Here is a 24,895-nt window from a genome sequence, read left to right on the forward strand (position 1 = left end):
TGGTGGTGCAAATATAGAAAATATTTCTTTACCTCCAAAATTATTTTAGCTTAAAATATTCTAAAACATCGCCAACATGGTCTGGTTTGTTGATTATCTTATTGTTAGCATCTAAAATAAAATACGTTGGTGTTGCATGAATATTGTAAGTATCTACATAAGTACTGTTCCATCCTCTCAATTCTGTATCATTGATCCAAGGAAAAGCAGCAATCTTTGTGGAATAAGAATTCTTATCAACATCTAAAGATAATGCTACAACCTGAATGTTTTTTGATTTCAGATCATTGTATTTTTCCAATAGCTTTGGAAGTTCACTTTCACAGTGAGAACATGTGGAAGACCAGAAGATAATAATTTTCTTATCAGCTTTTACATCATAAAGTGACTTAGCATTGGTATTGGCCGGTGCCTGGAATTTATAGTTAGGGAAAGCAGCTCCTATTTGAACATTCGCATTAGATTTTAATGTAGAAGCCAGCCTGTCATTGATGGTACATTTAAGATTTTTGGCAAGTCCCAGGTACTTATCCTTAAACTCATCCATTTGGTATACATCGAAGATATCTATCAATTCTGATAAAACAGTCTGCCCTCTTGGAGTTTCAACCTTTAAACGGTCTAAAAGCTTGTCTACAGATCCACCAACATTTGTATTACCTCCTGAGTTCAGATAGGCAACCAATACAGGTCTCAGTAAAGAAGAACTTTCAAGCATATCATTGGATTTATCCAGGAAATTGATAATATCATCCGGATTAACCTTTTTAGCAGGATCAGATGAGTTGGATAAGAACTTACTATAATTACTGTTGTAATAAGAAATAAACGGGTGATTTGCTGCATCAATAGAAGATGAAGTACCCGTAAGTCTACCGATCTCTGCATTTAAAGCTTTTCCAAACTCAGTATTATCCTTATAATATTCTTTAATCTGAGTTAAAGCAGGAAGAATAAGCTCTTTCTTTTGTGAACCTTCCTGTTGTTTACTCATCAACTCATTGGCTTCATCCAGATAGAAAACATCTTTGATTTTATTATTCTGGATATCCAGTTTTACACTGATATTTTTATTTTCAGAAATGAAATTGACTGTATTATTACTACCTGGGAAATAAACTTTCATCATCCCCATATAGTTACTTGGATATTTAAAGGTCCATGTATTATTCTTACTTTGTTCTTTGGTAACAATAATATCCTTTGAACCGTTTAATGTATATAGAATAGCATCCTGATCTTTAAAATCTGCCGATGCCTGTACTGTAACAGTAAATTGAGCCTGCAGAGAAAATGCGGCTAATACCGCAGATAATATATAAACCTTTTTCATATAGTAAAAATAAAAAAACTCTCTGACTAATCAGAGAGTTTAATATTATTTTAATAAAATTTTATGCTTTTTGATTTTTGTACTTCTTTGTAAAGAATACAATAAATGTAATTGCTATAGCAGAAAGTACATATACATACATATCAATTGGTGAGGATGGCGCTCCTGTACCATTTCCTCCATTTCCTCCTCCTCCTGGTATCGGGGGAGCAGCATTCACCAATAGTATGGCGAAGAGAAAAAAAGCGGATGCTAGTTTACTAATAGTTTTCATATTGATTATTTTAAGATTTTTGTGTTAACAGTTTCACCCTTGTCAGAGACAATTTTTACTATGTAAGAATTTTTAATAGAGTTATTAAGCTCGATTACAAAATCCCTAGATGCATCAACCGCTTTTTTAGAGATTACCAGTTTACCGCTCATATCATAAACTTCAATATCTGCTTTTTTCCACTGTGGATCAAATCTAACAATATAATTTGTAATTGACGGATCGTATACCACCAACGTTCTTGATGTTGATACCGCTTTCTTATCTTTATCTATAGCTAAAGTAGCATCGTTAGGCTGCCCGTAATATAAATTTGCTTCTTCGTTGGTAACAGGAACAATATCTCCCTGCTTAGCCTGTAGTATACTTCCGTTTTCTGCTTTATAGTAGAAACCGATACCTGAAGATAACTGGTGAGCTCCTGCAGGAATTAATTCTGCATTTTCTCTTACCTCAAATTTATAATACTTAACTTTATCCTGATAGTAGTTTACTAACTTAACATTTTTACCTTTAAAAGTATCTTCGTTCGCTTCATTGATATATAACCAATAGTTTGTATTGTTATTATCATACCCTCCAGTTAATGCTTCTTCAAAAGTACCGATGATATTCTTACCGGCTGAAGCCTGTACTGTAGTTGCTGTAGAAACCTGATGACCTGTTGTAAATTCCGGAGAAACTACATAATACGTTCTTGCAATTTCATTTTGATTCGCATCAAGACCGATAACTCCAAGTTGTTTAATAGTTCCTCTGTCATTAGCATGTCTTGCAGCTCCTACACTATAATCAGTACCCGCTGCTCTTGCTGTTTCTTTAAATCTTCTTAAAGTATTAAAGTTTAAAGTCTGAGCAGTGTTGTTTCTTAACTTCATTTTGAATGACTGCATAGGTTTGATAACCACCAAATCTACGTCTCCAACTGCCGGAGCTACACCGTCACCTGTAGGGAAGAAGGTAACCACTCTGGAATTGGTAGCATAAGTTGAACCATTCGGAAGTGTGTTAATTGTACCCGGGTTATATTCAACACCCCAGATATTTGTCACCGCATTCCCGTCAGATCCCGTAGTGCTCTCGGTATATCCTATTTTAGATAAATCGATATTAGTTAAGAATGGATTTCCGAACTGGTAGAAATTTTTTCCAAATGTTCCCGTCCATGCAGAAGTAGTAAATTCAAATGAATCGTCCAAATACGTATAGTACTTTTCGTTATACGCGTTGTTATTACTTCCGTTTGGTCCGAAGTTCACATTTCCTGCATTTTGAAGCGTTGTAGCACTTGCAAACTGGGCATAAGGTACTCCGTTGATGGTGTACACATTCCCTGTTGCAGGAGCACTTGCACTCCAGTCATTGTTGGTCACTTTCAACATATAGTAACCCAAACCGTCAGTGGTAGTAGTTGCTAAGTTGGTGAAATGATTGGATACAGCCGTTGTGTTATCCCATTTAAGAATAGGATTACCATATCTTGCTGTATTAAAGGTTTTACCAAGTTCAGTAGATAATGTACTCAACGCTTTACCATAGAAAGGTAATGCTACTTGTTGAAAATAATTTGGATTTGTAGAACCACCATGATTTGTTGTTCTATACTCTTTACTTACAACACCTGTAATATTGGATTGGGATAGTCCATCAATGTACAGCTGTCCATAAGTAGAAGTTGCAAAGGAAGCTGGAGTGTTCAATCTTAAAACAATATTTCCACCATCGGTTTTAGCTCCGCCGGCAGCATCAATTGTTTTAAAAGCGTCTCCGGTTGCTCCTACAACCATAATATTCCCGTGTACATCCAAAAGGCCATTACCCCTGGTTTGTACACCACCACCGCTATATACTAGGGTGCCTTCGCTCACATACATATTAGCGTTAGTGTCTACGTGACATAAAACATTCTGCGCCTGAACAGAATAGCTAACGGCTAAAAGACCTATAGCAAATAAACTTTTTCTCATTGTATAAATTATTTGTGTGTTAATACAATCTTCACCCGCAAAGGTATATTTTTTTTCTTAAAAAAAAAAACATTTTATCTATTAATCAAAATATTATCTCCTGTTAACACAATATTTTTCTCTTCTCCAATCGAGAACATATAGTCCTCCAAAACCTTTTCAGTTGTTCCTCGAAGCCCTCTCGCTCCCAACCCTTTTTCCATGGTTTCCTCTACAATTTTTTCAATTGCGCCTTCTGTGAAAACCAAATCCGTGCCATCCATCTTAAAAAGCTCCACAAATTGATTCACAATTGAATTTTTTGGCTCATTCATAATTCTTACCAACGTCTCTTTTGTGAGTTTATCGAGATAAGTGATGATTGGAAATCTTCCTAAAAGTTCGGGAATTAATCCGAAAGATCGAAGATCGACAGCATTAATATTTGTTAATACATACTCATCTTCATCTACCTTATTGATTTTTTCAGAGCTGAAACCTATGGCCTGCTTATTCATTCTTCTTTCGATGATCTCTTTGATCCCGTCAAAAGCTCCTCCGGCAATAAATAATATATTCTGGGTATTCACCTGGATATATTTCTGGTCAGGATGCTTTCTTCCTCCCTGTGGCGGAACATTGACAATGCTTCCCTCCAGCAGCTTCAGTAATCCCTGCTGTACTCCTTCTCCTGAAACATCTCTTGTGATACTAGGGTTATCTGATTTTCTTGCAATTTTATCAATCTCATCGATAAATACAATTCCTTTTTCTGCCTTTTCCACATCATAATCTGCCACCATCAGCAGTCTTGATAAGATGCTTTCCACATCTTCCCCTACATATCCTGCTTCTGTAAGAATGGTAGCATCTACGATACAAAACGGAACATTAAGTTCTCTTGCAATGGTTTTTGCAAGAAGCGTCTTTCCTGTACCCGTCTCCCCTATCATAATAATATTGGACTTTTCAAGCTCTACTTCTCTGTTTTCATCCTTAGCATGAAGGAGTCTCTTATAATGGTTGTATACTGCTATGGAAAGCTGTTTTTTTGCCTGATCCTGTCCAATTACATACTGATCCAGAAATACTTTGATTTCTTTCGGCTTTTTAAGCTCCTCCATATTATCTGCAGGTGAATATTCTGTTTTGGAAGCACCGTCTTTTACGATAGTGTGCGCCTGCTCTATACAATTTTCACAAATAAAACCGTTCTGCCCAGAAATCAGCATCTGTACTTCATTTCTTTTTCTACCGCAGAAAGAACATTGGTTTGAATTCATAATATATATAATGTATATGTTAAAGAAAATCGTAAAAAATTTCTTTTTTACGATTTTATGTTTTTAAGAATTAATAATTGAGTTTTGAATCTCTGTATATTCTTCGTTCGTTAATTTTAATCTCTCATTTCTAAAGTTCATATCCTCCATCTTATTTAAAGGGATGAGATGGATGTGGGCATGAGGTACTTCTAATCCTACTACCGCTACTCCTACTCTTACACATGGAACTGCAGTTTTGATCTTCTTGGCTACCTCCTGGGCAAATCCCCATAGGTTTTTGTATTCTTCACTTTCAAGATCAAAAATCAAATCCACTTCTTTTTTAGGAACTACTAAAGTATGTCCCTTCACCAAAGGCATTGCGTCTAAGAATGCTATAAAATTTTCATCCTCTGCAATTTTATAAGAGGGAATTTCGCCGTTGATGATTTTTGTGAATATAGTGCTCATTTTGTATGAAGTTAGCGTTAGATATTAGAAGTTTAGAAATAGAAATTTTATATCAGACTATAGAGAAATGTCTAATACTTCAAAAGACAGTTTGTTTCCGTTTGGTAAAGTAATTTCTGCCGTTTCGCCTATTACTTTTCCTAACAGACCTTTTGCGATAGGTGTGTTTACAGAGATTTTTCCTGTTTTAAGATCGCTTTCATTATCAGGCACTAATTTAAATACCTGCTCTTGTTTTGTAGCGTTGTTCTTAAGCTTCACTGTTGTTAAAATGGAAACTTTTGATGTATCTAGTTGACTTTCGTCTATAATTTTAGAAGTTGCAACAGCATCTTTCAGCTTTGAAATTCTCATTTCAAGCATTCCTTGCGCCTCTTTAGCCGCATCATATTCAGCATTTTCAGACAAATCTCCTTTATCTCTTGCTTCTGCGATCTGCTGAGTTATTTTTGGTCTTTCCACAGTTTCCAACTGTTCCAGCTCAGCTTTCATTTTCCCTAGTCCCTCCTTGGTTACATAGCTTGCCATAATTTTCGAAATTTAGTTTTAGTATAAAAAAATAATCCGACATTTGCCGGACAATGTTTTACGTGTTATAATCGTTTAACTTTTACAAATATATAAAAATTTAAATTGAAATGAAAAAAACTTTCTCAATAATATCTATTTTCACCTTATTGATTTTCAGTATTTTATCTATAAACTCATGCGGAAGCAGAGAAGATACAGTAAGCTGCTTTCCCAATAATCCAATCAATGTCAGTTTGAATTTAAACCTGCCGGCTTATAATAATTTGAACTACGATAATGGCTGGATTTATGTAAATGAACAACAATCCGGAACCAGAGGACTCATCGTTGTTCGTGTGGGAAATTCCTTCAAAGCATATGATAGAAATGCCCCTCATATATGCCCGGATAATAACACCACTCTTGAGGTAAAAGACAATATTGCTATTGTATGTCCAAAAGATAATAGCAGATGGATCTTAAGAAACGGTCAACCTGAATCGGGTTCTAAAACCTCACTTCCTCCCAAAACGTATCCTTTTAATTATGATACTGCCACTAAAGTTTTAAATATTTACTACTAAATAAAAACCGCAATCTCTTGTTGCGGTTTTTTATTTAATCCGGATATTTCACGGCTTTATCCAATTCTACCGGATTATTAAAAGACCTCATCTTTTCTCTTTCTCTTTTCTCGGCAGGTTTTAATTCTTCTTTGCTTAAGATCGTTCCGTCATCGAGTAACAGCTTTTTCCCTTCCGGAATGCTTAGTTTTCCGTTAAAAACATATTTAAAAGGATCCTGATACAATTCTAATTTTAAATGACCCAGTTTTTTGTAATTTGTTTTTATAGCGTTACTCTTACGTCCTTTCAATGTATGGCTTTGGTAATTATCCGCAATTTTTTCACTTTTAATCAGTTGAAAAAAATAATTTTTACGGGTATCATATATTTCTATAATCAGCCCCGGTAAACCATTGAATTTATAAGGCCCATAGGACAATGGGATTTCCGGAGTAAACCAGGCAATCCATTTTCTTCCGCCAAAGTTGGTTTCTGCCTGTTGTACCTTTAATTCATTGATCTGTTTTGTATGATCGGTAATTTTCCAGTCAAGGGTAACAGCCTCTTCTATTTTATAAAAATTGACGTCTCCTATGTATTCATAATTTTCATACAAAGGATTATTTAGTTTTTTAGTAAAAAATGGAGTCAGCTTATATCCTTTAAAACCATCTTTTCCGGTACTTGCGAATACTGAATCATTGATATAATCAATCCGGTTATAATAAGCAAGATCTTCTTTGGTAATATCTAAAATATAATTCTCTCGGGTCATTTCCTGAGAGGTGGAGTCTTTTTTGTAGTCAACCGCATAAATAAACCGATCATTCTGGGCATACAACCAACATTGAGTACCGAATAACAGTAATGCAATAATCTTTTTCATAAATAATTCAAATGTTTAAAAAAATTCACCTTTGTCAATAGTTTTTTTATCTTATAAGGCCACCTGTCATCTGGTGCTTGTTTTATTGAGTCCCCTCTTGCTTCCCACAGGAATATGTTCCTTAAATTGATAATGAAAGGCAATGATATGAATAAAATCCAGTATTTTTACAGATCATATTAAAAAAAGAACAGAGAAGATTTTGACATACTGAAGTTAAATCTGTAATTTAGGATTTTACAAAAAAAGTGATTAAGATCGGGAATATTTCATTCCTATCTTTTTTAGCAAAACACAATTATAATTAAAAATGAAGATCGTTATACAAAGAGTTTCTGAGGCCCGTGTAAAAGTAGATGGAAAAACCGTTGGAGAAATAGGAAAAGGATTAATGCTTTTGGTGGGTATTGATGAAAATGATGAAAAAAAAGATGCCGACTGGCTTGTACAAAAAATCCTAAATCTCAGGATCTTTGGTGATGAAGAAGACAAACTTAATCTTTCTGTAAAAGATATTTCAGGAGAAATCCTCTGCATCAGCCAGTTTACACTGATCGCAGATTATAAAAAAGGAAACCGCCCTTCTTTTATCAAAGCAGCCAAACCGGATAAGGCCATTCCTCTATTTGATTATTTTAAAGAAGAAATAGCAAAATCAGGATTAAAAACGGAAAGCGGAATCTTTGGTGCTGATATGAAAGTTTCACTGATCAACGATGGCCCCGTTACCATTGTTATGGATTCAATCACAAAAAACTAATGCCCTGGATGAAAAGTAAACACCTACCTATTATTTACCTGGCCATTACTGTTTTATTTGTCATTGAAATCATTTTAAGCTGGAAGCAATATAGTTTCGCTGGTTATTACACTGATAAATTGATTAATTGGGCCTGGCTTGCGATGACTGTATTTATGATCATAAGATTCTGGAAGAGAAAAACAGCAAAAGCTTATTTTACACTGCTCGTTTCTGTCATTATTTTAAGCATACTTCCTATGATGATTCCTTTCTTCGGGATCGTCTATTATTTTTCAACTATCGATGATTATCAACAGATTGAGCTTAATGACAGCTACAGAATTGAGAGAACAAGGCCTGGAGCTTTAAACAAGCCCCAAATTTATATTTACAAAAAAGAAGGTATCCTTGAAAAAAAAATCTACAAAACCCCATATTTAGAAGTTGTAGAACATGTTATTCAAAACCCTCTCAAACGTGAACCCGGCCAAAAAGATCCTCAGATTCAACAGGCAAAATTAATCAGCAGCAATAAAGACAGTATTGGAATTGAGTATCAGATTATGGGTAAAAAGCACCTATTTTATCATAAAAATCAAGAAGACGATGAGTTTTATAATTGATCACATTATATCAGGAATCTGAGTATTTTGCTTTGATTTACCAATCTAAAAAACACCTTTCGACCTAGCCGAAAGGTGTTTTTTTTATTATATAATTTTTATAAACCCTGTTATAGACTCTAGTATAGCCTGAAGAGCCTAATCATCTATTTAAAAGAAAATTTCCTTTTAAATAAATTCACAATATTGTGATTTTGTTTTGATTTTATTATTATTTTTACTGTAAATAAACTTAATTCACAACCATTTAACAAATATTTTATGAAAACAAAAATTAGTCTTTTAGCATTACTGCTCTCCTGTTCTCTTTCTTTCGGTCAGCATTCTTCAGATCGGGGTACTCATCTTAATTCAAATATTTATGTATGCTTTTCAAAAGGTATAACCTCAGAGAAAGTGGCATTTGATAAGAATCCGGATTTGGAAAAATTCATCACTGAAAATAAAATTTCCTTTACGTATGATCTTGGTTTCAGCGATACGAAATTGGATGAAATGGCAAAAAACAGCAGAATGAATGGTTTTTCCGGGGAGTCTGTGGAAAAACTGAAAAGGATTTTTAAAGCCGATGTTCCGGTTCAAAATGGAGATACAGCTAAAAAGCTCATTCAGATTCTTGAAAGGTTCCCTGAAATAGAATATGTATCGGTAATGAGTAGTGAGCCTATTGAGCCCCCATTGGTTAATACATTTGTAACCACTCCCAATTTAGAAAGCTTGCAGACTTATCTGACCGATAATCCGGGCATCAACGCCACCTATGCATGGTCCAGAGGAATTACAGGGCAAAACATCCGAATTCGTGATGTTGAATATGGTTTTTATAAAACACACGAAATGCTGGCTAATCAAAACGCTATACAACTGGAGCCCGGATACAGTCCCAACTCCGGTTTATCAAATAATAACTACCGTGATCACGGAACGGCTGTGGTAAGTATTTTAGGATCTGTAAAAGATAATATCGGACTTTCCGGAGCGGCCTACAGCGCCTCTGAAATAAAGGGATACATGGAATGGACTACTGTAGGCTACAACAGAGCTTCGGCAGTAAGCAGATCGATCAATGCGTCTCAGGCCGGTGATATTATTTTATATGAAATGCAGACAGGAGGAAAAGATAATCAATATTGCCCTGCAGAATATGATAGCGTTATCTGGGATCTGACAAAAGCAGCGACCGATTCCGGAATTATCATTATTGCAGCAGCAGGAAATGGAAATCAAAACCTTGATGATCCCTTCTATACAGCTTATAATGCAAGAGGAAACAGTGGGGCCATTATTGTAGGTGCAGGCTCTCCTAATACTACCCACTCGAAACTAAGTTTCAGTACCTACGGAAACAGAGTGGATGTACAGGGTTGGGGAAGCAATGTACTGGCAGCAGGATATGGCTCTTATCAAAAATATGACAACGACAATAACAGGACTTATACTTATTTTAATGGAACAAGTTCCGCAACTCCTGTAGTGGCTTCGGCAGCAACACTGATCCAGTCTTATTACTACCAGAATACGGGTCAGTACCTAAGCCCTGCGGCTATGAAAAACCTTTTAATAAGCACAGGAATTCCTCAGGGAGGGACAGTTGTCAACCAAAAAATAGGTCCTTTACCCAATGTAAAAAATGCTATACTGCAATTGGAAAGTACCCTTCGGGGCACAATTAAAAGCCAGCTTCCTTTAGAAATTAAAATTTATCCAAATCCAACAACAAGCTATATAGCAGTTCAAAGCAAAGAAAATAAAAAGCTTGATTTTGAAATTATCAATATGAATGGACGAACTGTGAACAAAGGGTCCATTGTTCCTGATGAAAAAATCAATGTTTCACAACTTCCACAAGGTCAGTATATCATCAATTTCAATGATGGCCAACGGAGAGCAGTAGAAAAATTTTCAAAATTATAATGTAAACAAAAACGTCTTTCAAGAATTTTGAAAGACGTTTTTTACTCTGTTATTATACTCTTATTTTGCAGGAACGCTGCTGAAATTTAGAGCTACTTTGATGTTCATGTCTGAAGTGGTTTGATTTTTCAGCTCATAAACAGTTCTTACGGTAAGTCCCGAACTTTTTACTATTTCGTCAAGAAACCCCGTATCATTCAGATCTAAATTTAAGCTGGATGAGTTTGTGGATATATTGGAACGAGAAGCAATAAGCCTTTCATTGGTTCCTGTAGAAGAAACATATATCTTCACGGATTTGAATGCACTTAAATTACCTCCGGCAGGAGATACTATAGATACTTTAGCGTCAGAAATCCTTACATCTTTAATCTTGGCATTATTATTTCCTCCAAACCAGGTTTGAACATTGGTAGCTGTCGCTGTAGAAGAAACTTCTTTATCTGCAGGCACTCCTGTAGAAACTAAAACATTCGTTGTGTATGGGAAGGTATTCTGAACCAGCGATTGTACGGTTCCGCAGCTTACAAGTACAGCCGAAGCAGCCATTGCGGTTAGAACTATATTTTTCATAATATTAAATTTAAATTTTAAAGTTTAGTTTGCAGAAACTGTACCAAATTCGTTTACCTTAGTCAATACTTACTGTAAAATTTCCTTTCGTATTTCCAGAAGCCATATTACTTTTTCCAATGATCAGCCAAACTTCACCTTTCCCGGAAACTTCATGAGTAATTTCTCTTCCGAAAGGTCCGTCATAATCTCCGTTTGGAAGCTTAATCTGGTTAAAGCGGATATTAAAATCTTTTTGCTTGGTTGTAATTGCAGCTTTGATAGAAGGCTTCTCATAATTAGTAATTTTTAAGACCAGTTCCTGCCCCTCTTTTGTAAACTCTTCTCCCAATGTAAAAGGAAGCTGGGAAGCATCTGCTGTTCTAATGATCCGTCCGTCTTTCTCATCTCTCATGACACCTTTACGTAGAACTTCTTTTGTAGCAGGAGCATTGTTAATGATTGAATCTTTTTTTCTCAATGCTGCAGAATCCGGTTTCATCACAGAATCCGGCATCTCTGTTACCACCGCAGAATCTTTATCGGATACTGCCGGTACGTTAGCTTCTTTTTTACAGGAAATAATAATCAATGGTATTAACAATAAGCTTTTTTTCATAATAATTAATTTTACGAATGTATAAAATCAACATTCTGTTTGATATTGTCCATTATAAATGCTAAAATTGTTCCAACTCTTATAAATTGTTCACATTTCCCGGTTGTATAATTCTTTCATTATTGTTTCTCACCAGTTTAAAGGTGAAGTACATAAAATTAAGCAGAACACCCATTAAAATGGTAACACCCCAGGTTTTTGTATACTCCAGCGGGTAAATAAATCTTACCACAATATCATTGAATAATCCAAAAGGATTATGGAGAACATCCCAACTGTTCCATCTGAGAAATCTTCCCAGGTAAACCCCAAAACTGCTCATAAAAAGAAAGCTGATAACAATAGCATTGAGCATAGTTCCCTGACAGTACTCTGAAAGTCGTTTTTCAATATCGTTAAGGCTTATAAAACCACAAACCAACCCGGTCCAGGCATATGACAGAATAACAATAAGATCATACCAGATAGGAACTGCATTTCTCGCTTTTAAATGAAAAAGATCGGTCAGAATATATGGAGAATTGGGGAAAAATAAGATCCATACCACTATAATCACGGATAAAGAAACTTTACTTCTAACCGTAAAGGCGACAAGAAAGGTACTTAGTGCTAAAGGAATCCATGCCAGGAATAAGTTCCAGTTCAGGAAAAAAAACACTTTAGTTTCGGTGATGTAATATCTGAAAACAGACAGACTAACACAAAACAAAGTCATGAGTATAAGCAACATATTCATTTTAAATCGTGGAGACTCAATCAATTGTTTCATACAGGATTATTCTATAGTTTGATAATACATGATCTTTGAAAGAAAAGTTTTTGACCTTTCATTTTTCGTTTTTTCCTCCAGCTTTTTTTTAAGCTGGCTATCATTCTTGTCTTTTGCATATTTCCATAATCCTTTCTCACTGAAATTGACAGACCCCAAGTGGTAATTAACGGCAAAATCTTTGCGCTTCATATTCTGAGAAGTGATAAAACCTCCCCAATTGATATAACTGCACACCAGAATGGTTCCGTACATATACCAAACCATGGTATTGAACAGGAAAGCATTTCTTTTTTTCTTCTGGATTTTGATAAAGGTCAAAGCCAGCCCAATTAGTGACAAAAGCAGAAAGGCAAAGACCCCCAATCTTTTATAGGTAAAGGCATAATTCACAATATATTCATAGTTTTTTACCGCAGCAGACAGTACCAGAACAGCATTGAGGAAGATCCATATTTTGGCCAAAATCTTCAACAGACCGGCTTTAGGATCAAAATTAAAACCACCTTTAAAGTAAAACATAATCACCAAAATAGCCATAACAATGGACATGATCACCGCATTCACCCTTTCATGGGTTTCTTCTGAAAGCTGTACGGGTGTTTTGGTAACTTCATAAAATTGCTCGTAATTGTAAGTAATGATAAAAAAGACCAGTAAGATATTAAGCAAAAGGAAAGACATCACGCCGCTTATCCTTTCGGAATTAAGATCCAGGAAAGAATAGGTAGATGTTGGAACCTGAGAGTCTTTCTGAAATTCATCATTCAGGATATGATGGTTTTTATAGATCAATCTTTCCACGGCATAGTTCCAGTAATTAAAGGCTATAAAAAAACCTAAAACTGAAAGACAGAATATCTGCCAAAGGTTAATATCCAATTCATAGTCTGTAAAAAGAGCAGCAAAATGATCACTTCCAGCAGAGTAAATTCCAAAAAATACAGAAAGTAATATAAGAGGAATCAGAACAAAAGACAATATCTTCTGCCATAAACCGGAAATATTTCTTTGAGGCAGCCAGGCGTCAAAACTGAAAAACCGGCAGAATGAGGTACAGCTGTTCACAATAAAAACAGGAATGAGAAAAAGGATTTTCATAGTTCTGTTTTTTGACTTATATGATAACAGAAGCAGTGAACTTACAACTGCCAGGAAAGACGGAAAATCTCCATACCATGCAAAAGCTATACTTGAGAGAATACTTGTTCCGAACAGAAGATACAAAGTTCTGGTTTTATTTTTTTCTGCAGTTTTAAACAAAGTTAAGACAGCATATACTGCTCCCAGAATTCCGAGGTTCAGCCCCATGTCCTGATCGTAAAATACAAAGACAAATAAGGCCGTTGTAAGAAATATATAATGATGTGTTTTCATGATAATAAATATATAAGGGTTAAAGGGGTCATCAATAATTACAAGGATTCGCAGACTATAAAAAAATATACTATCGCAACTGGGATATTGACCAATAATAGCAGTACAGCGTTTCCGGAATTTTTATTTTCAGATGCATTATTGGCATATTCTATCAATTCATACAGAAGAATAAGCAGGTTGATGATTGCTGCACCGATCACATAATAAAAGCCTGTTATGAGCAGAAAATCTAATCTGGTGAGCAGAAAAGATAGGAGTAAAAAGGTGCCACAAAGGAAGGATATAAGGAATGTTCGTCTTCCCAGCTGACTGAATACTCTGTTTTTCATAAGAATAATTTTTAGTGAAGAACAACATGATCTTTCTGGTGAATAAAATCTTTCAGATGGTCAAAATTTTGCCATAGGAGGCCTTCAAAGTCCCATTCATGAAAGGCTCTCATATCCTGTCCCTTCTTATAGGCTTTGATATAAATTTTCACATATTCCGGCAAAATAAATGTTCCTAATACGATTGCTGCCAAAAGATGGGCATTGAGTTTACCATTTCCCAGCAAAAGATACTGCATGGCGATTTCATCCTCGAAATTGGTTCCGCAGCCTGTGATCAGATGATGAACATCGTGATTCTCCATTTTAGGGATCATAGAAAACCCATATTTTTTATAAAATTCTCCAAGTTTTCTCCCCAAAGAATCTTCTTGAAATTCCAGCAGTTGTTTTTCCGTAAACTGCCACTGTCTTTTTTTCTTTTTAAAATATTTCCTGTACAGCTTTTGGGTTTTATTATATACAAAAAGCAGAAATTGGACACGTATTTTTTTCATAATATATTGTTTGTTTATTTATTTTAAATGGGTAATTCCTATCATAGTATAGATAATGGCAAACGGGATATTGATCAGAAGGATGCCGGCAGATTGGAAGCACGTTTTACGTTTAGCTTTCCTGATACCTCCATAGATCAATAATCCCAATACGATAATGAGGTTAATAAGGGTTCCATAAACCAGCAACAAGAATCCTGAATCGGCAAACCAGAAATTCTTCGTAATCACATATCCGAACAGACAGATATTACCTGCCAGAAAAGACATTCCGAATACTATTTTTCCAAGGTTTAAAATGTTTTGATCTTCCATTATTTATTTTGAGTTAAAATTTCACACAAAGAACTTTGAATTGCAAAGTGAAATTTCAAAAAAATATAGGATCAACGTCCCAATAATTTTTCCAGTGCGTCCAGATGTTCGGTAAAAGCCTGTCTGCCATTCTGTGTAACACGGTAAGATGTTTTCGGTTTTTTTCCTACAAATTCTTTTTTCACTTCAATGTAACCGCTTTTTTCCAAAGCACTACTATGACTGGCCAGATTACCGTCTGTAATCTCCAGTAAACCTTTCATTTCAGAAAAATCAACCCAGTCATTAACCATAAGAACAGACATAATGCCCAATCTTACACGACTTTCAAATTCTTTATTGAGTTGATTTATTTTTATCATAATACGGTAATAGGTTGCAGATGGCAGAACTCACATCCGACGAGCTGCAAATTTAGTTTTTATTTATATTTTTTGTGCATAATAAGGCCATAAACAATATGTAGAATACCAAAGCCCACAGACCAGAAGACTAATCCCCAGCCTAGAAAAAATAATGAAAACAAACCTAAAATGATTTCACAGTATCCCAGGTATTTCACATCTGTCAAAGTATATCTTTCTGCACTTACCAATGCCAAACCATAAAAGATAAGCGTAGTAGGAGCAATCCAAACAAAAAGATGGTGAAAAAGCAGTGCTAAACAGAAAACTCCGCCAGCCAATAATGGTACTGCAAAAGTAATTAAAAGCCTTTTGGTCGTAGCATCCCAGATCTTCAGCCCTTTCTTTTTGCTTTTATGAGCTGTAAAAATATAGCCACTAAAAACCGCTACCAATAAAATAACTGTTCCAATAATGGTCAGTTCTTTCACCAGTGCCGGAGCAAAAAAGTTTCTCTCTCCCTCAAAGTAATCAATCCCTTCTCTTTTAAAAACAAAGTAAACATACGCTGCACCAATAAGAGCAGCAAGCCCTGCTACAACACCAGAAAGCCCGCTTAGTGAAATGAATCTGGAAGACCGCTCCATCATGGAACGGATATGAGATAAGTCTTCGTGATAGTTTTTTGTCTCCATAAAAAGAACTTTGAATTACAAAGTTATAATTTATTTTGAATGTGCAAAATAATTTTTAAAAATTAATACCTTTTTCTAATCAGGTCATTTAATACCTTATCTTTAAAAAAGCTGAGATAAACTTAATAATATTGAATCCTTATGGAAAAAGTAGTAGTTGATTATTCACAGATTCATTTACAGGAGAACATTCCATTACATGAGGACGAGATCAGCAATATAGCAAGTCAAAAAAAAGATTTTTTCAAAAATGTCCCAGCTTCCCTATTAGTAGCTCTCATTATGCTTGTGCTTATTGCCTGCTACTTTCTACAGAATGATTTTAAGAATTTCAAGTACTACCATTATATTTTATTTATCGGCGTTGTAGTAGCATTATACGCTTTCTTGTATGCTCTCATCTGGCTGATCTATCAGTATTTTCTTCGAAACTGGAAAAAAGATATTGAAAATGGGAAAAATCAGCTGACCAGTATTGTTACATCCCACCATAAAACTGAAAATGATGAATACATTATGACTTTTGCCGGGCGTAACAAGCATGAGAAAATAAGGCTCCCGGCCGAAAGAGAAGATTACCACCGGTATGAGGCTGGGACAAAAGTAGTGGTAACCTATTTAAAATACAGTAAAGTGATTCTTTCGATTCACAAGCTGGATACATAAGATCCGGGAAACAATTCACGAGTACAAAAAAGCCACTGAATTAATCAATGGCTTTTTGTTTTGTTTATTTATTTTGCTCTTAATCTTTCTTTAATGGTTTCAATATTTTTCTTTGCAGAATCTTCCAAAATAAGGCTTGCACTCATATGGATTCTTGCTGGCATCAATTCATTAAAATGATCTGTTCCTTCCCAGGAAACCTTTTTGATTAAAGCTAAGGCATCGCTGCTTCTTGAAGCTAATGTCTGTAAAAATTGCTCCAGTTTTTCGTCCATTTCCTGAATAGTATTGGAAACAGAATGGTAAACATTATGCTGTTCTGCCCAGTCAGCAGACCTGAAATCTGCATCAATTGCCATAGCAGAGAACTGTGACTTCCCTATTTTTCTTTCTACATAGGGGCCTATCACAAAAGGTCCTATTCCTAAATTAATTTCGGTGAGAGCCAATGCAGAATCTTTTGTGGCAAAACAATAATCTGCTCCGCATGCAATTCCTACTCCACCGCCTGTTGTTTTTCCCTGAACTCTTACCACAACAATTTTACCGCAGTTTCTCATTGCATTTAAAACCTTAGCAAACCCACCAAAAAATTGCGTAGAAGCTTCCAGTTCTTCAATAGCCAATAATTCATCAAAGCTTGCCCCCGCACAAAATGCTTTTTCTCCTTCACTCTTTACTAAAATAGCCTTAACCTCATCTTTTGCGGCTTCCTCTAAAATAGTTTGAGCCAGCTTTTCTAAAATAGCACCGGGAAGTGCGTTACTTTTTGGAGTTCCGAATGTAATTTCGGCAATATTGTTTTTAATTTCTGATGCTACGAATTCGTTCATTTTTACTTTTATTGGATTCTTACAAAAATACTAAATAGAAGGCTTTTAAAGAAAATTAAATGATAGAAATTCTGCATTAAATCCTCATTTTAAATTATAAAGTTTCTCTATAGCAACCAACCCAAATTACGTATAAATACGGACTGTGAAATTTGGTATTTTATACTCTAGTCTTGCCTTATCATTAGTTGTTCCTTTGGCTTAAGAAAATAAACAATCAAAGGCCGAATCCGAAAAGCCGGGAAGAGAGTAGGAAAATTTAAAACTGAAAAACTATTATTATGGAAGAATACATGGGAATTGTAAAACTATTTGCAGGAAGTTTTGTGCCTAGAGGCTGGATGCTTTGTGATGGCAGACTCCTGAGTATCGCTCAGAATTCAGCTCTGTTTTCTTTATTGGGAACAATATACGGCGGTGATGGGATTAGCACTTTTGCATTGCCTAACCTCATTGGGCGTATGGCTTTGGGAGCAGGAACACAAACCGGAAAATCATATCCGATAGGTATGGTGGCAGGAACGGATCAAAATACACTTCTCCAATCCAATTTACCAAGCTTTGGAGGCCTTCAGCTCAAGGTATCCAAATCAAACGCTACTACTTCTGTACCTAGTTCAGCATCTTCATTTGCTGTCACTGGTACACAAAGCGGAAGAGACTTTACAGCGGTTCCCAGCTATATAAATGCAGCTCCGGACACAGTGATCAATACACAATCGATCTCTTATATAGGACAGAACCTTCCTGTAAACAATATGCCGCCTTTTTCGGCTTTAAACTACATTATCTGCGTTGCAGGAATTTACCCTCCAAGAGATTAATACTTTGACATTATAAACAAACTTAAAAAATTACATCATGAAAAGGACTATACTTTTTGCGATCTGCAGTCTTTTCATAGCGATTACTTCATTTGGACAGACGAGTACAGAACAGTTTGAAACAGAATCACATGGAAGCTCCAGCTTTACCGATAACGGTGTGATTTTCAATATCATTTCCCACACTATGATTTTTGATATTCAGGCCAATTATCCGCAAACAGGATGGAATGGTACGGCCAATGACAATCGATATATTGACAATTCAGGAACAGGAAATCAGTCGGAAGCTGCATCATTCAGCATAAAAACAACATCCAATTTATTTAAAGCAAACAAATTTTGGGTATATGTTTCTGCTGCAAATTTAGACCTGACCGTTGCAGGAACATTAACTGTTACAGGGAAATTAAGTGGTGTAACAAAATTTACTCAGACTAAAAGTTCAGGTTTCACAACTTCTATTTCCCCAACAAACGGATATACGTTGATTGACCTTACGAACCTCAACGGGCAGAATTACAGCAATATTATTGTTGATGAGATTCAGCTGACTTTAGGAGGATCTTACCAATATATAGCCCTCGATGCTTTCACCTGGGTAAAAGATAGTGGTATTGTACTTGCTGCCAGCGAGGTCAAGTCCTCTAAAAAAGAAATCAGTATTTACCCTAATCCTACAAGTGGTCCTCTTTCCATTAAAACAGAGAAAGCCACAGATGCTCAGGTTTATGGTATGGACGGGAAACTGGTAAAAACACTCCCTATCACAAAAGGAATTAATAACATCGATATTTCAGAGCTTCCAAAAGGAACTTATATACTCAAAACATCCACGGAAAGTTCTAAAATTATTAAAAATTAATAGCTCAGACACAGTCATCCCCCGATAAAGATTCTAATACATGAATGACAATCCCTTGATCAATTGATTAAGGGATTTTTATCTTGTCCACTTATGAAGATGTTCTATTCTCCCATTTCTCTTTAATAATGACTGGAATCTCAATTTTAATAAAATCTTGCGTCCATCTATGGTTCTTGTAAAAATCAAATCGGATGCTCCTATCATTTTGTTCCAGTCATTTTTAAAGAGTTCAGCATTCCTTTTATTTTTCGCAAATATTTCCGGTATAGGATAATACTGATCTTTCTTCAAAAAGAAAAAAATTCTCTGTTGTTTCAGTAAATATCTGGGGTTGTCTATGGGAGAAATCAGTTCCTGCAATGTTAAAATAAATTGTGAATTTTCATATTGACTTCCCCCCTCTAAATAACAAAATGCATTTTTAGCCTTATCAGATGAACTTACAATCCTCATCTCCTCAAGAGAGGTTCGAATTACTTTCTCCCGGACCAAGCCATGTAAAACGATCTCAGCAAGTGATCCAATCTGTTTTGCCACATCTTTACATCTCCAGTATTGTTTAGCAGATCGATAGAGTTTACCTCCATATACCAGAAAACCTACAGCACCAAACAGAACAACAAATAAAGAAAAGCTTTTTACAGAATTGATAGATTGTATATTCCTAAGCATTCCAAATAAAATATCCTGCCAGAATAATAGCACCGAAGAGGCAATCATCTTTGCCAGATTGCTTGTCATCTTCCCCAGATATTCCATCTTCATTGATTTCATAGCGTCCATATTCTCTATGGGAACCTGAATTTCCTCAACTAAAACATTTCCTTTATCCAAAGCTGCCTTCCAGCGTTTGGTAAGACTCTCTCTACCTTTAGCCAGCGAAAAAAATATTTGATTGATTTTTGAAACCTCTTCTTTATTCTCTATTGTCTTAACGTTCAACCGTTCAAAATTATTTTCAATGGTGGGGTTAGCCATATTAGAGATTCCTACGAAGGTTTTGAACCTCCTTTTCATAATATTCAGATCTTGTCCACCATTTACATCGTTAGAATCAAAACATACCAAATGCCAAATATTTCCGGTTTTGCTCTTGTTATCTTTATCTGTCCTTATTACTCTACCTCTCATTTGGTTTGATAGAACAAATGAACTTACAAAACTCGCAAGAATCAAAGAATTCATTTTGGGAGCGTCCCAGCCTTCGCCTAACAAAGATTTTGTTCCTATTAAAATATGAATTCCACCATATTGAAAAATTTCAGTAATAATATGTACAATATCATGTTTTATCTGTTCTGATAAATTGATCATTATATAATTCGGATCATAAGTAAGTAAAGAAAGGGAGATCCCTGACAAATTCTTTTTTGTGCAAAACTCAGTAAACAGGTCTTTTGCACTTGCAGGAATGATGACCAGACTTCCTGTAAGAACCCCGATTTTTTTGTTTTGAAAATTTTCTCTTCTTAATTTTTCAAAAATTGGCACAGCACCTATTTTGTCAAGAACAAGCTTATTCTGTAATTCATTATTGTTCAGGTATTCTTTTTTAATAAAATCGGTAAGGATAACCATCCTGAGTTCTTCATTTAGAACAGAAAATTCAAAATCCGCAATTTCTTTTATTCCCTGAAGCTTGCCGATACTTGAATTAAGAACCTGATTTAAATTTTTATTATTAAAGAAGCTCACTATTCTCTGTTCAAGAAAGCCTTCTCTTTTTAATTTATTTCCTAAATCTGTACGGTGCTTTTCATGATCTATAAAATTCACCTCATCAACTAAAAGATAGAAATCAAGAAGTTCTTCCATCCAGAGAAAATCAAATTCCGGAATATATTTTTGCTGATCACCAATGATATCAAAATGAATATCCGGGATTTCTCTGCTTCTAAAATTAAGATATATCAATCCGGAAGTATAGGATGACATATTCTCATAGATCCAATCTAAGTGTTCTGTAGGATTTTTATAAACCGGATGTTTTTCAATTACATCCAAGAGAATATCATCATTCTTAATTTCTTCAAAAAAGCGTAATGCTTGTGTATGATAATATTCAATTTTTTTCTGTTCCTCCTGTGAAGGCAATGTAAAATACACTAAATCCTGATGCGGGCAAAGATCACCTTCAATCATGAGTTCAGGCACTGATATTTCTGCATCAATGGGTCCGTTCAACTGGATATATTTTTGCCATTCAAATCCTGAAACATCAAAAGGAGGTGTAGCAGTAAGCGATACTATGGTAGGATTTATACTGCTTTTAAGTTCCATTAAGCTTCTCCACCAAGCATTTTTCAGATGGTGTGCTTCATCAAGGATAAGGGTACCTACTTTTTGTTTCTTCAATCTTTTTATCATTTCTGAGGCAGAAATAATTGAAGATTTTCCGGATGAATTATCATCTTCATGGGTTTCAGAAACGGAATGAAGTCCCTGGTAGGTAGTAACTGTAATAATTCTTGGATTTTTAATATCTGAAGATATCCATTCCGGAATAGTATCTGTATCAAGGAAAAGTTCGCTAAACCTGTGAATCCACTGATTCTTAATTGCTAAAGTAGGTGCTACAATTAAAGTTGGCTTTCCCAGTCTTACCATAACCTCCAATCCAAGGACTGTTTTTCCAGAACCAGGAGGTGCCGAAACATGTAAATGATTATTTATCAGATATTCATCCAGATTGTCCAGAAATTTTTTCTGGTAGGTCCGCCACTTATATTTGAAGGTTGTGTCTTTAGGAAAAACATTCATAGGTACAATTTAATAAAACCAGTCAATAGAATAACAGAAAATTTAATGACTGCAATTTTTACTTTTTCAAAGCCAGGACGTATTTGTCAATATACAGTTGTTTCTCTTTTGATTTATACTGTTGGATATACCTGGGATGTTCCAGGACAGTCATTCTATCAAACAGCTTTGCTTCTTTATTTAATGTTGAAATAAAATCGGCATTCTTTTTTCCTAAGATAAAAACCTCTGAGGGATCAAGATTCAGACTCATATGCTTCTTCAGTGAGTCTATCATAAAGTCTTTTACTGCTTCAAACAGTTTTTTATCATCATAATAATTGGCATTAACCCATCCTTTTTTGGCCTTCCTTACGATAGCCAGCGGAAATGGGGAATTGATATACATCTCTTTATAGAATATATCTGCTCCGCCGTAGTCTTCAATCATATCATATATAAAAACTGAAGATACTTCATGAGTACGGGCCGATTCCATTTTTATTCCGCATACAGCCTCCAGACGTTTGGTATCTGTAAATGGAACTCCTGTCACTCCTGCTCCGTAACGACTGGGATTAATCCCTATGATAAACTTTCTTTTATGGGAGTCATTATAATATTTGTGGTAAAACTTTTGCATGACCTCCATAGTTTCAGGATTATCAAGATACGGATTCAAAACTACAAACCCTTCCGGAAGTTCTCCGGAATAAGTAAGGTGTTCATTGAATGTAATAACCTGCTCTGCAAAAGTTTTATTCATTGGAAAATTATTTTAAAAACACGAAATTATCTGGCTGCTCTGAAATTTCATCATCATCGTCCTCATCCTCTTCTACTTCGGATAATTCCATTTCGATATCTATAAAGTGAATATAAAGACTGCAGATCTCTTCTTTAGCATCATACCCAAAGTAAACAGGATATACCCCATCTCCTAAACCACTTGCAAATATTGGAATCTGATATTCTGTATTGGGCACTTTCCAATTGATCCAATCTCCTAAATCTCTCTGATTTGTTGGGTTTTCCTTGTAATTTTTGGCAAAAAGCTCTGCAAAATAATCATCATAAATATTCTCCACGTCAAGTTCTGAAATAAACTTATCCACGTAAGGTACGACCTGTGAATCCGTAATACATGCCAACCCCGCGTCTACTACAAAGCCAAAATAATCTTCTTCCTCAGAATCTCCAAGTTCCTCTTCTCCTATTAATGCCTCTCTGTATACAACAGCCTCTTCTTTTGTAAATTCTACTTTTACAGCAGCATAACGATCTCCCCAATCTTCTAGTTTTGCAACAGCAATCTTAACAGGAAAAGTACCTTTGGGCACTTCAACAAAATAGGGTTTCTCCTTTGCATTTAAATAGACTAAAGGATCTCTTACAATTACTTTTCCGGAAGGCAGGGAAACATTTCCTATTTCCATCACTTCCATTTTCTGATCCATAATTTCATCAGCAGTGAAATAGGTTTCAATATCTACAGGAGAAATAAGTCTGTCTTTTACCTCTTCCCATTTTTGCATCCAGGCCTCATTCATAATTTTATATTTATAGTTTATATTAGGATTTAAAAGTACTCCTTTATTTCATCAATTGTCAAAATCATCTTCATCTTTCAGCCCTTTAATAAAGGTCTCAAAGTCTTTAGCAAGAAATGTTTTTCTGTAATCATCTTCCTGATCAACGTGTACAACTTCCGGTTCCCCCGTTTTTCCACACTTTGTATAATCGAGAAGAATCATATCATGTCCTGCCGAAGGGCAGTCTCCGATATAAACTCCATCATTAGGGTAACCCCATTCTTCCATCATAAACCTACTTCCCAATTCTCCACATACAGAATAGGTCTTTTCTCTTCCAATTCCCATAATTCCGGTAAGGGCGATATGATCATCAGCCCAGGAATTAGGCTCTGTAGTGGGAAAGCAACATCTGTCTACCATGCCTCCATTCTGAATTTTCATCAATTCGATATAAGAAGCAGGAAGTTTATAACCAAGTTCTTCTTCTACTGAAGCAATCATTTCGTCTTTTGGAAAATCTTCGATATAATCTCTTTGTGAATAAGTACTCTGATCCCAGAAACCTGTAAAGTCAAAGTCTTTGAAAAATTGTAATTCCATATTGTTTCAATAAATGATATTGTAATATAAAGGTAAGGTATTATCCGTGTAAAGATTTAAAACTTTGACACGGATAAAAAACTAAAACTCTTCTTTAAGGTTAATTGTCCTTAGATGAGACAGTTTAAAATTTTCTACACCACCAAATAATTCAATAACCTCATCCCTTTTTAAAAGAGTGCGTGACTTACTCAAAATGGATTGATAAGAGGAAAAATTATATTTTGAAAACTGATGCGCGATAGAGTGATTTTGCGGATTTTGATGAATATAAATTATCATATTAATTAAATATTTATCCGAAGTAATCAATTTTCTTTTAAATGGAGATTCAATAAGAGCACCATGTCTTTTGTATTCCTTATTAAAAGATTGGGAGTAAGAATTGAAAAGTCGGGCAAATTGTTTTGAGAAAATATTCTGAGGAGAATGAAGTCCTGTTTGAGTAGCCTTGTCAAGGTTCAAAACCTTGACAAGGCTACTCAATTCAAGATCAGATTTAATCTTAACTAAAAGATGGAAATGATTAGGCATAAGGCAATATGCATATACATCACAGACGGGAATAAGAAATTCAACTACTTTATTTAAAAAGAATGAATAATTTCGATCTGATTTAAAAATATGTTCTCCGTTAATACCACGATTATAAATATGGTAAAAACAGTCTGCTTCAATTGAAGTAGTTCTGATATCTGCCATCTTTGTGTTTTTAATTTACTCTTAGAAAGATAAAAAAAACTTTTAAATTTAACCGTGTCAAGGTTTTGAACCTTGACACGGTTAAAAAAATCCCTTTA

General features: G+C 35.1%; 29 protein-coding genes. 7 read left to right on the plus strand and 22 right to left on the minus strand.

Annotated features, from left to right (window positions below; genetic code table 11):
• Positions 1-40: 40 nt before the first annotated feature.
• The 6 genes from JML65_RS18325 to greA form a co-directional block, all read right to left on the minus strand.
• Positions 41-1,333: a TlpA family protein disulfide reductase gene (locus tag JML65_RS18325; RefSeq protein ID WP_202271655.1), complete on the minus strand. Its 1,293-nt coding sequence runs from the start codon at positions 1,331-1,333 to the stop codon at positions 41-43.
• A 61-nt stretch (positions 1,334-1,394) separates the two neighbouring features.
• On the minus strand, positions 1,395-1,607 hold the full coding sequence (locus JML65_RS18330; RefSeq protein ID WP_047496688.1) for a hypothetical protein: 213 nt from the start codon (positions 1,605-1,607) through the stop codon (positions 1,395-1,397).
• Between the two features lie 5 nt (positions 1,608-1,612).
• On the minus strand, positions 1,613-3,574 hold the full coding sequence (locus JML65_RS18335; protein ID WP_202271656.1) for a T9SS type A sorting domain-containing protein: 1,962 nt from the start codon (positions 3,572-3,574) through the stop codon (positions 1,613-1,615).
• A 74-nt stretch (positions 3,575-3,648) separates the two neighbouring features.
• Positions 3,649-4,836 (minus strand): ATP-dependent Clp protease ATP-binding subunit ClpX, encoded by a 1,188-nt coding sequence (gene clpX, locus JML65_RS18340; RefSeq protein WP_047496693.1) that lies wholly within the window; start codon positions 4,834-4,836, stop codon positions 3,649-3,651.
• Positions 4,837-4,899: 63 nt separating this feature from the next.
• Positions 4,900-5,289, minus strand: coding sequence for an HIT family protein (locus JML65_RS18345; protein ID WP_047496696.1), 390 nt, complete (start codon positions 5,287-5,289; stop codon positions 4,900-4,902).
• A gap of 57 nt (positions 5,290-5,346) precedes the next feature.
• Positions 5,347-5,817 (minus strand): transcription elongation factor GreA, encoded by a 471-nt coding sequence (gene greA / locus JML65_RS18350; RefSeq protein ID WP_047496698.1) that lies wholly within the window; start codon positions 5,815-5,817, stop codon positions 5,347-5,349.
• Between the two features lie 110 nt (positions 5,818-5,927).
• On the opposite strand from greA, the gene JML65_RS18355 reads away from it, so the two are divergent.
• Positions 5,928-6,383, plus strand: a complete 456-nt coding sequence (locus JML65_RS18355; RefSeq protein ID WP_047496701.1) for a hypothetical protein — start codon at positions 5,928-5,930, stop codon at positions 6,381-6,383.
• Positions 6,384-6,417: 34 nt separating this feature from the next.
• Here JML65_RS18355 and JML65_RS18360 read toward each other — a convergent pair whose 3' ends face one another.
• On the minus strand, positions 6,418-7,251 hold the full coding sequence (locus JML65_RS18360; RefSeq protein WP_047496703.1) for a GLPGLI family protein: 834 nt from the start codon (positions 7,249-7,251) through the stop codon (positions 6,418-6,420).
• 310 nt (positions 7,252-7,561) lie between these two features.
• On the opposite strand from JML65_RS18360, the gene dtd reads away from it, so the two are divergent.
• The 3 genes from dtd (at position 7,562) to JML65_RS18375 (ending at position 10,530) form a co-directional block, all read left to right on the plus strand.
• Positions 7,562-8,011: a D-aminoacyl-tRNA deacylase gene (dtd, locus tag JML65_RS18365; protein WP_084087816.1), complete on the plus strand. Its 450-nt coding sequence runs from the start codon at positions 7,562-7,564 to the stop codon at positions 8,009-8,011.
• A gap of 8 nt (positions 8,012-8,019) precedes the next feature.
• Positions 8,020-8,616: a hypothetical protein gene (locus JML65_RS18370; protein WP_156126150.1), complete on the plus strand. Its 597-nt coding sequence runs from the start codon at positions 8,020-8,022 to the stop codon at positions 8,614-8,616.
• A 261-nt stretch (positions 8,617-8,877) separates the two neighbouring features.
• Positions 8,878-10,530: a S8 family peptidase gene (locus tag JML65_RS18375; protein ID WP_202271657.1), complete on the plus strand. Its 1,653-nt coding sequence runs from the start codon at positions 8,878-8,880 to the stop codon at positions 10,528-10,530.
• 60 nt (positions 10,531-10,590) lie between these two features.
• On the opposite strand, the gene JML65_RS18380 is transcribed toward JML65_RS18375, so the two are convergent.
• The 9 genes from JML65_RS18380 to JML65_RS18420 all read right to left on the minus strand — a co-directional run bounded on the left by JML65_RS18380 (position 10,591) and on the right by JML65_RS18420 (position 16,030).
• Entirely contained in the window at positions 10,591-11,103 is a 513-nt protein-coding gene (locus JML65_RS18380) for a hypothetical protein (RefSeq protein WP_047496711.1), read from the minus strand.
• Between the two features lie 58 nt (positions 11,104-11,161).
• Complete coding sequence (locus JML65_RS18385) at positions 11,162-11,701, minus strand: hypothetical protein (protein WP_202271658.1); 540 nt, start codon at positions 11,699-11,701, stop codon at positions 11,162-11,164.
• Positions 11,702-11,780: 79 nt separating this feature from the next.
• Positions 11,781-12,470, minus strand: coding sequence for a DUF1361 domain-containing protein (locus JML65_RS18390; RefSeq protein ID WP_202271659.1), 690 nt, complete (start codon positions 12,468-12,470; stop codon positions 11,781-11,783).
• 6 nt (positions 12,471-12,476) lie between these two features.
• On the minus strand, positions 12,477-13,847 hold the full coding sequence (locus tag JML65_RS18395; protein ID WP_202271660.1) for a DUF4153 domain-containing protein: 1,371 nt from the start codon (positions 13,845-13,847) through the stop codon (positions 12,477-12,479).
• Between the two features lie 38 nt (positions 13,848-13,885).
• A complete protein-coding gene (locus JML65_RS18400) occupies positions 13,886-14,179 on the minus strand; it encodes a hypothetical protein (RefSeq protein WP_202271661.1) in 294 nt (97 codons plus the stop codon).
• An 11-nt stretch (positions 14,180-14,190) separates the two neighbouring features.
• The gene (locus tag JML65_RS18405) at positions 14,191-14,676 is read right to left on the minus strand and encodes a Coq4 family protein (protein ID WP_202271662.1); all 486 of its coding nucleotides are present in this window, start codon (positions 14,674-14,676) and stop codon (positions 14,191-14,193) included.
• Positions 14,677-14,694: 18 nt separating this feature from the next.
• A complete protein-coding gene (locus JML65_RS18410) occupies positions 14,695-14,991 on the minus strand; it encodes a hypothetical protein (protein WP_202271663.1) in 297 nt (98 codons plus the stop codon).
• Between the two features lie 71 nt (positions 14,992-15,062).
• On the minus strand, positions 15,063-15,353 hold the full coding sequence (locus tag JML65_RS18415) for a winged helix-turn-helix domain-containing protein (protein ID WP_047496737.1): 291 nt from the start codon (positions 15,351-15,353) through the stop codon (positions 15,063-15,065).
• Between the two features lie 59 nt (positions 15,354-15,412).
• Positions 15,413-16,030 carry a hypothetical protein gene (locus JML65_RS18420; RefSeq protein ID WP_202271664.1) on the minus strand — a complete coding sequence of 206 codons (618 nt, stop codon included), beginning with the start codon at positions 16,028-16,030 and terminating at the stop codon, positions 15,413-15,415.
• 141 nt (positions 16,031-16,171) lie between these two features.
• Here JML65_RS18420 and JML65_RS18425 point away from each other — a divergent pair, with 141 nt between their 5' ends.
• Positions 16,172-16,696, plus strand: a complete 525-nt coding sequence (locus JML65_RS18425; RefSeq protein WP_202271665.1) for a hypothetical protein — start codon at positions 16,172-16,174, stop codon at positions 16,694-16,696.
• A 68-nt stretch (positions 16,697-16,764) separates the two neighbouring features.
• Here the strand turns inward: JML65_RS18425 and JML65_RS18430 are convergent, their stop codons facing one another.
• Entirely contained in the window at positions 16,765-17,529 is a 765-nt protein-coding gene (locus JML65_RS18430; protein WP_202271666.1) for an enoyl-CoA hydratase/isomerase family protein, read from the minus strand.
• A gap of 281 nt (positions 17,530-17,810) precedes the next feature.
• On the opposite strand from JML65_RS18430, the gene JML65_RS18435 reads away from it, so the two are divergent.
• Together JML65_RS18435 and JML65_RS18440 are read left to right on the plus strand one after the other, a co-directional pair.
• Entirely contained in the window at positions 17,811-18,353 is a 543-nt protein-coding gene (locus JML65_RS18435) for a phage tail protein (RefSeq protein WP_115921003.1), read from the plus strand.
• Between the two features lie 37 nt (positions 18,354-18,390).
• The gene (locus JML65_RS18440; RefSeq protein WP_202271667.1) at positions 18,391-19,218 is read left to right on the plus strand and encodes a T9SS type A sorting domain-containing protein; all 828 of its coding nucleotides are present in this window, start codon (positions 18,391-18,393) and stop codon (positions 19,216-19,218) included.
• A 78-nt stretch (positions 19,219-19,296) separates the two neighbouring features.
• Here JML65_RS18440 and JML65_RS18445 read toward each other — a convergent pair whose 3' ends face one another.
• From JML65_RS18445 to JML65_RS18465, 5 genes are all read right to left on the minus strand, one after another.
• The gene (locus JML65_RS18445) at positions 19,297-21,981 is read right to left on the minus strand and encodes a DEAD/DEAH box helicase family protein (protein ID WP_202271668.1); all 2,685 of its coding nucleotides are present in this window, start codon (positions 21,979-21,981) and stop codon (positions 19,297-19,299) included.
• A 58-nt stretch (positions 21,982-22,039) separates the two neighbouring features.
• Positions 22,040-22,726 (minus strand): SMUG2 DNA glycosylase family protein, encoded by a 687-nt coding sequence (locus JML65_RS18450; protein WP_202271669.1) that lies wholly within the window; start codon positions 22,724-22,726, stop codon positions 22,040-22,042.
• 7 nt (positions 22,727-22,733) lie between these two features.
• Positions 22,734-23,510 (minus strand): DUF4241 domain-containing protein, encoded by a 777-nt coding sequence (locus tag JML65_RS18455; protein ID WP_202271670.1) that lies wholly within the window; start codon positions 23,508-23,510, stop codon positions 22,734-22,736.
• 51 nt (positions 23,511-23,561) lie between these two features.
• Positions 23,562-24,095 carry an SMI1/KNR4 family protein gene (locus tag JML65_RS18460; RefSeq protein ID WP_047496754.1) on the minus strand — a complete coding sequence of 178 codons (534 nt, stop codon included), beginning with the start codon at positions 24,093-24,095 and terminating at the stop codon, positions 23,562-23,564.
• Between the two features lie 81 nt (positions 24,096-24,176).
• Complete coding sequence (locus JML65_RS18465; RefSeq protein ID WP_202271671.1) at positions 24,177-24,797, minus strand: transposase; 621 nt, start codon at positions 24,795-24,797, stop codon at positions 24,177-24,179.
• Positions 24,798-24,895 lie beyond the last annotated feature (98 nt).

Source organism: Chryseobacterium sp. KMC2 (assembly GCF_016756935.1).
GTDB classification, from domain to species: domain Bacteria; phylum Bacteroidota; class Bacteroidia; order Flavobacteriales; family Weeksellaceae; genus Chryseobacterium; species Chryseobacterium rhizosphaerae.

Excerpts from the sequence above, each read along its gene's own strand:
- JML65_RS18325 (WP_202271655.1), bottom strand. The coding sequence starts at position 1,333 with ATGAAAAAGGTTTATATATTATCTGCGGTATTAGCCGCATTTTCTCTG.
- JML65_RS18330 (WP_047496688.1), bottom strand. The coding sequence starts at position 1,607 with ATGAAAACTATTAGTAAACTAGCATCCGCTTTTTTTCTCTTCGCCATA.
- JML65_RS18335 (WP_202271656.1), bottom strand. The coding sequence starts at position 3,574 with ATGAGAAAAAGTTTATTTGCTATAGGTCTTTTAGCCGTTAGCTATTCT.
- clpX (WP_047496693.1), bottom strand. The coding sequence starts at position 4,836 with ATGAATTCAAACCAATGTTCTTTCTGCGGTAGAAAAAGAAATGAAGTA.
- JML65_RS18345 (WP_047496696.1), bottom strand. The coding sequence starts at position 5,289 with ATGAGCACTATATTCACAAAAATCATCAACGGCGAAATTCCCTCTTAT.
- greA (WP_047496698.1), bottom strand. The coding sequence starts at position 5,817 with ATGGCAAGCTATGTAACCAAGGAGGGACTAGGGAAAATGAAAGCTGAG.
- JML65_RS18355 (WP_047496701.1), top strand. The coding sequence starts at position 5,928 with ATGAAAAAAACTTTCTCAATAATATCTATTTTCACCTTATTGATTTTC.
- JML65_RS18360 (WP_047496703.1), bottom strand. The coding sequence starts at position 7,251 with ATGAAAAAGATTATTGCATTACTGTTATTCGGTACTCAATGTTGGTTG.
- dtd (WP_084087816.1), top strand. The coding sequence starts at position 7,562 with ATGAAGATCGTTATACAAAGAGTTTCTGAGGCCCGTGTAAAAGTAGAT.
- JML65_RS18370 (WP_156126150.1), top strand. The coding sequence starts at position 8,020 with ATGAAAAGTAAACACCTACCTATTATTTACCTGGCCATTACTGTTTTA.
- JML65_RS18375 (WP_202271657.1), top strand. The coding sequence starts at position 8,878 with ATGAAAACAAAAATTAGTCTTTTAGCATTACTGCTCTCCTGTTCTCTT.
- JML65_RS18380 (WP_047496711.1), bottom strand. The coding sequence starts at position 11,103 with ATGAAAAATATAGTTCTAACCGCAATGGCTGCTTCGGCTGTACTTGTA.
- JML65_RS18385 (WP_202271658.1), bottom strand. The coding sequence starts at position 11,701 with ATGAAAAAAAGCTTATTGTTAATACCATTGATTATTATTTCCTGTAAA.
- JML65_RS18390 (WP_202271659.1), bottom strand. The coding sequence starts at position 12,470 with ATGAAACAATTGATTGAGTCTCCACGATTTAAAATGAATATGTTGCTT.
- JML65_RS18395 (WP_202271660.1), bottom strand. The coding sequence starts at position 13,847 with ATGAAAACACATCATTATATATTTCTTACAACGGCCTTATTTGTCTTT.
- JML65_RS18400 (WP_202271661.1), bottom strand. The coding sequence starts at position 14,179 with ATGAAAAACAGAGTATTCAGTCAGCTGGGAAGACGAACATTCCTTATA.
- JML65_RS18405 (WP_202271662.1), bottom strand. The coding sequence starts at position 14,676 with ATGAAAAAAATACGTGTCCAATTTCTGCTTTTTGTATATAATAAAACC.
- JML65_RS18410 (WP_202271663.1), bottom strand. The coding sequence starts at position 14,991 with ATGGAAGATCAAAACATTTTAAACCTTGGAAAAATAGTATTCGGAATG.
- JML65_RS18415 (WP_047496737.1), bottom strand. The coding sequence starts at position 15,353 with ATGATAAAAATAAATCAACTCAATAAAGAATTTGAAAGTCGTGTAAGA.
- JML65_RS18420 (WP_202271664.1), bottom strand. The coding sequence starts at position 16,030 with ATGGAGACAAAAAACTATCACGAAGACTTATCTCATATCCGTTCCATG.
- JML65_RS18425 (WP_202271665.1), top strand. The coding sequence starts at position 16,172 with ATGGAAAAAGTAGTAGTTGATTATTCACAGATTCATTTACAGGAGAAC.
- JML65_RS18430 (WP_202271666.1), bottom strand. The coding sequence starts at position 17,529 with ATGAACGAATTCGTAGCATCAGAAATTAAAAACAATATTGCCGAAATT.
- JML65_RS18435 (WP_115921003.1), top strand. The coding sequence starts at position 17,811 with ATGGAAGAATACATGGGAATTGTAAAACTATTTGCAGGAAGTTTTGTG.
- JML65_RS18440 (WP_202271667.1), top strand. The coding sequence starts at position 18,391 with ATGAAAAGGACTATACTTTTTGCGATCTGCAGTCTTTTCATAGCGATT.
- JML65_RS18445 (WP_202271668.1), bottom strand. The coding sequence starts at position 21,981 with ATGAATGTTTTTCCTAAAGACACAACCTTCAAATATAAGTGGCGGACC.
- JML65_RS18450 (WP_202271669.1), bottom strand. The coding sequence starts at position 22,726 with ATGAATAAAACTTTTGCAGAGCAGGTTATTACATTCAATGAACACCTT.
- JML65_RS18455 (WP_202271670.1), bottom strand. The coding sequence starts at position 23,510 with ATGAATGAGGCCTGGATGCAAAAATGGGAAGAGGTAAAAGACAGACTT.
- JML65_RS18460 (WP_047496754.1), bottom strand. The coding sequence starts at position 24,095 with ATGGAATTACAATTTTTCAAAGACTTTGACTTTACAGGTTTCTGGGAT.
- JML65_RS18465 (WP_202271671.1), bottom strand. The coding sequence starts at position 24,797 with ATGGCAGATATCAGAACTACTTCAATTGAAGCAGACTGTTTTTACCAT.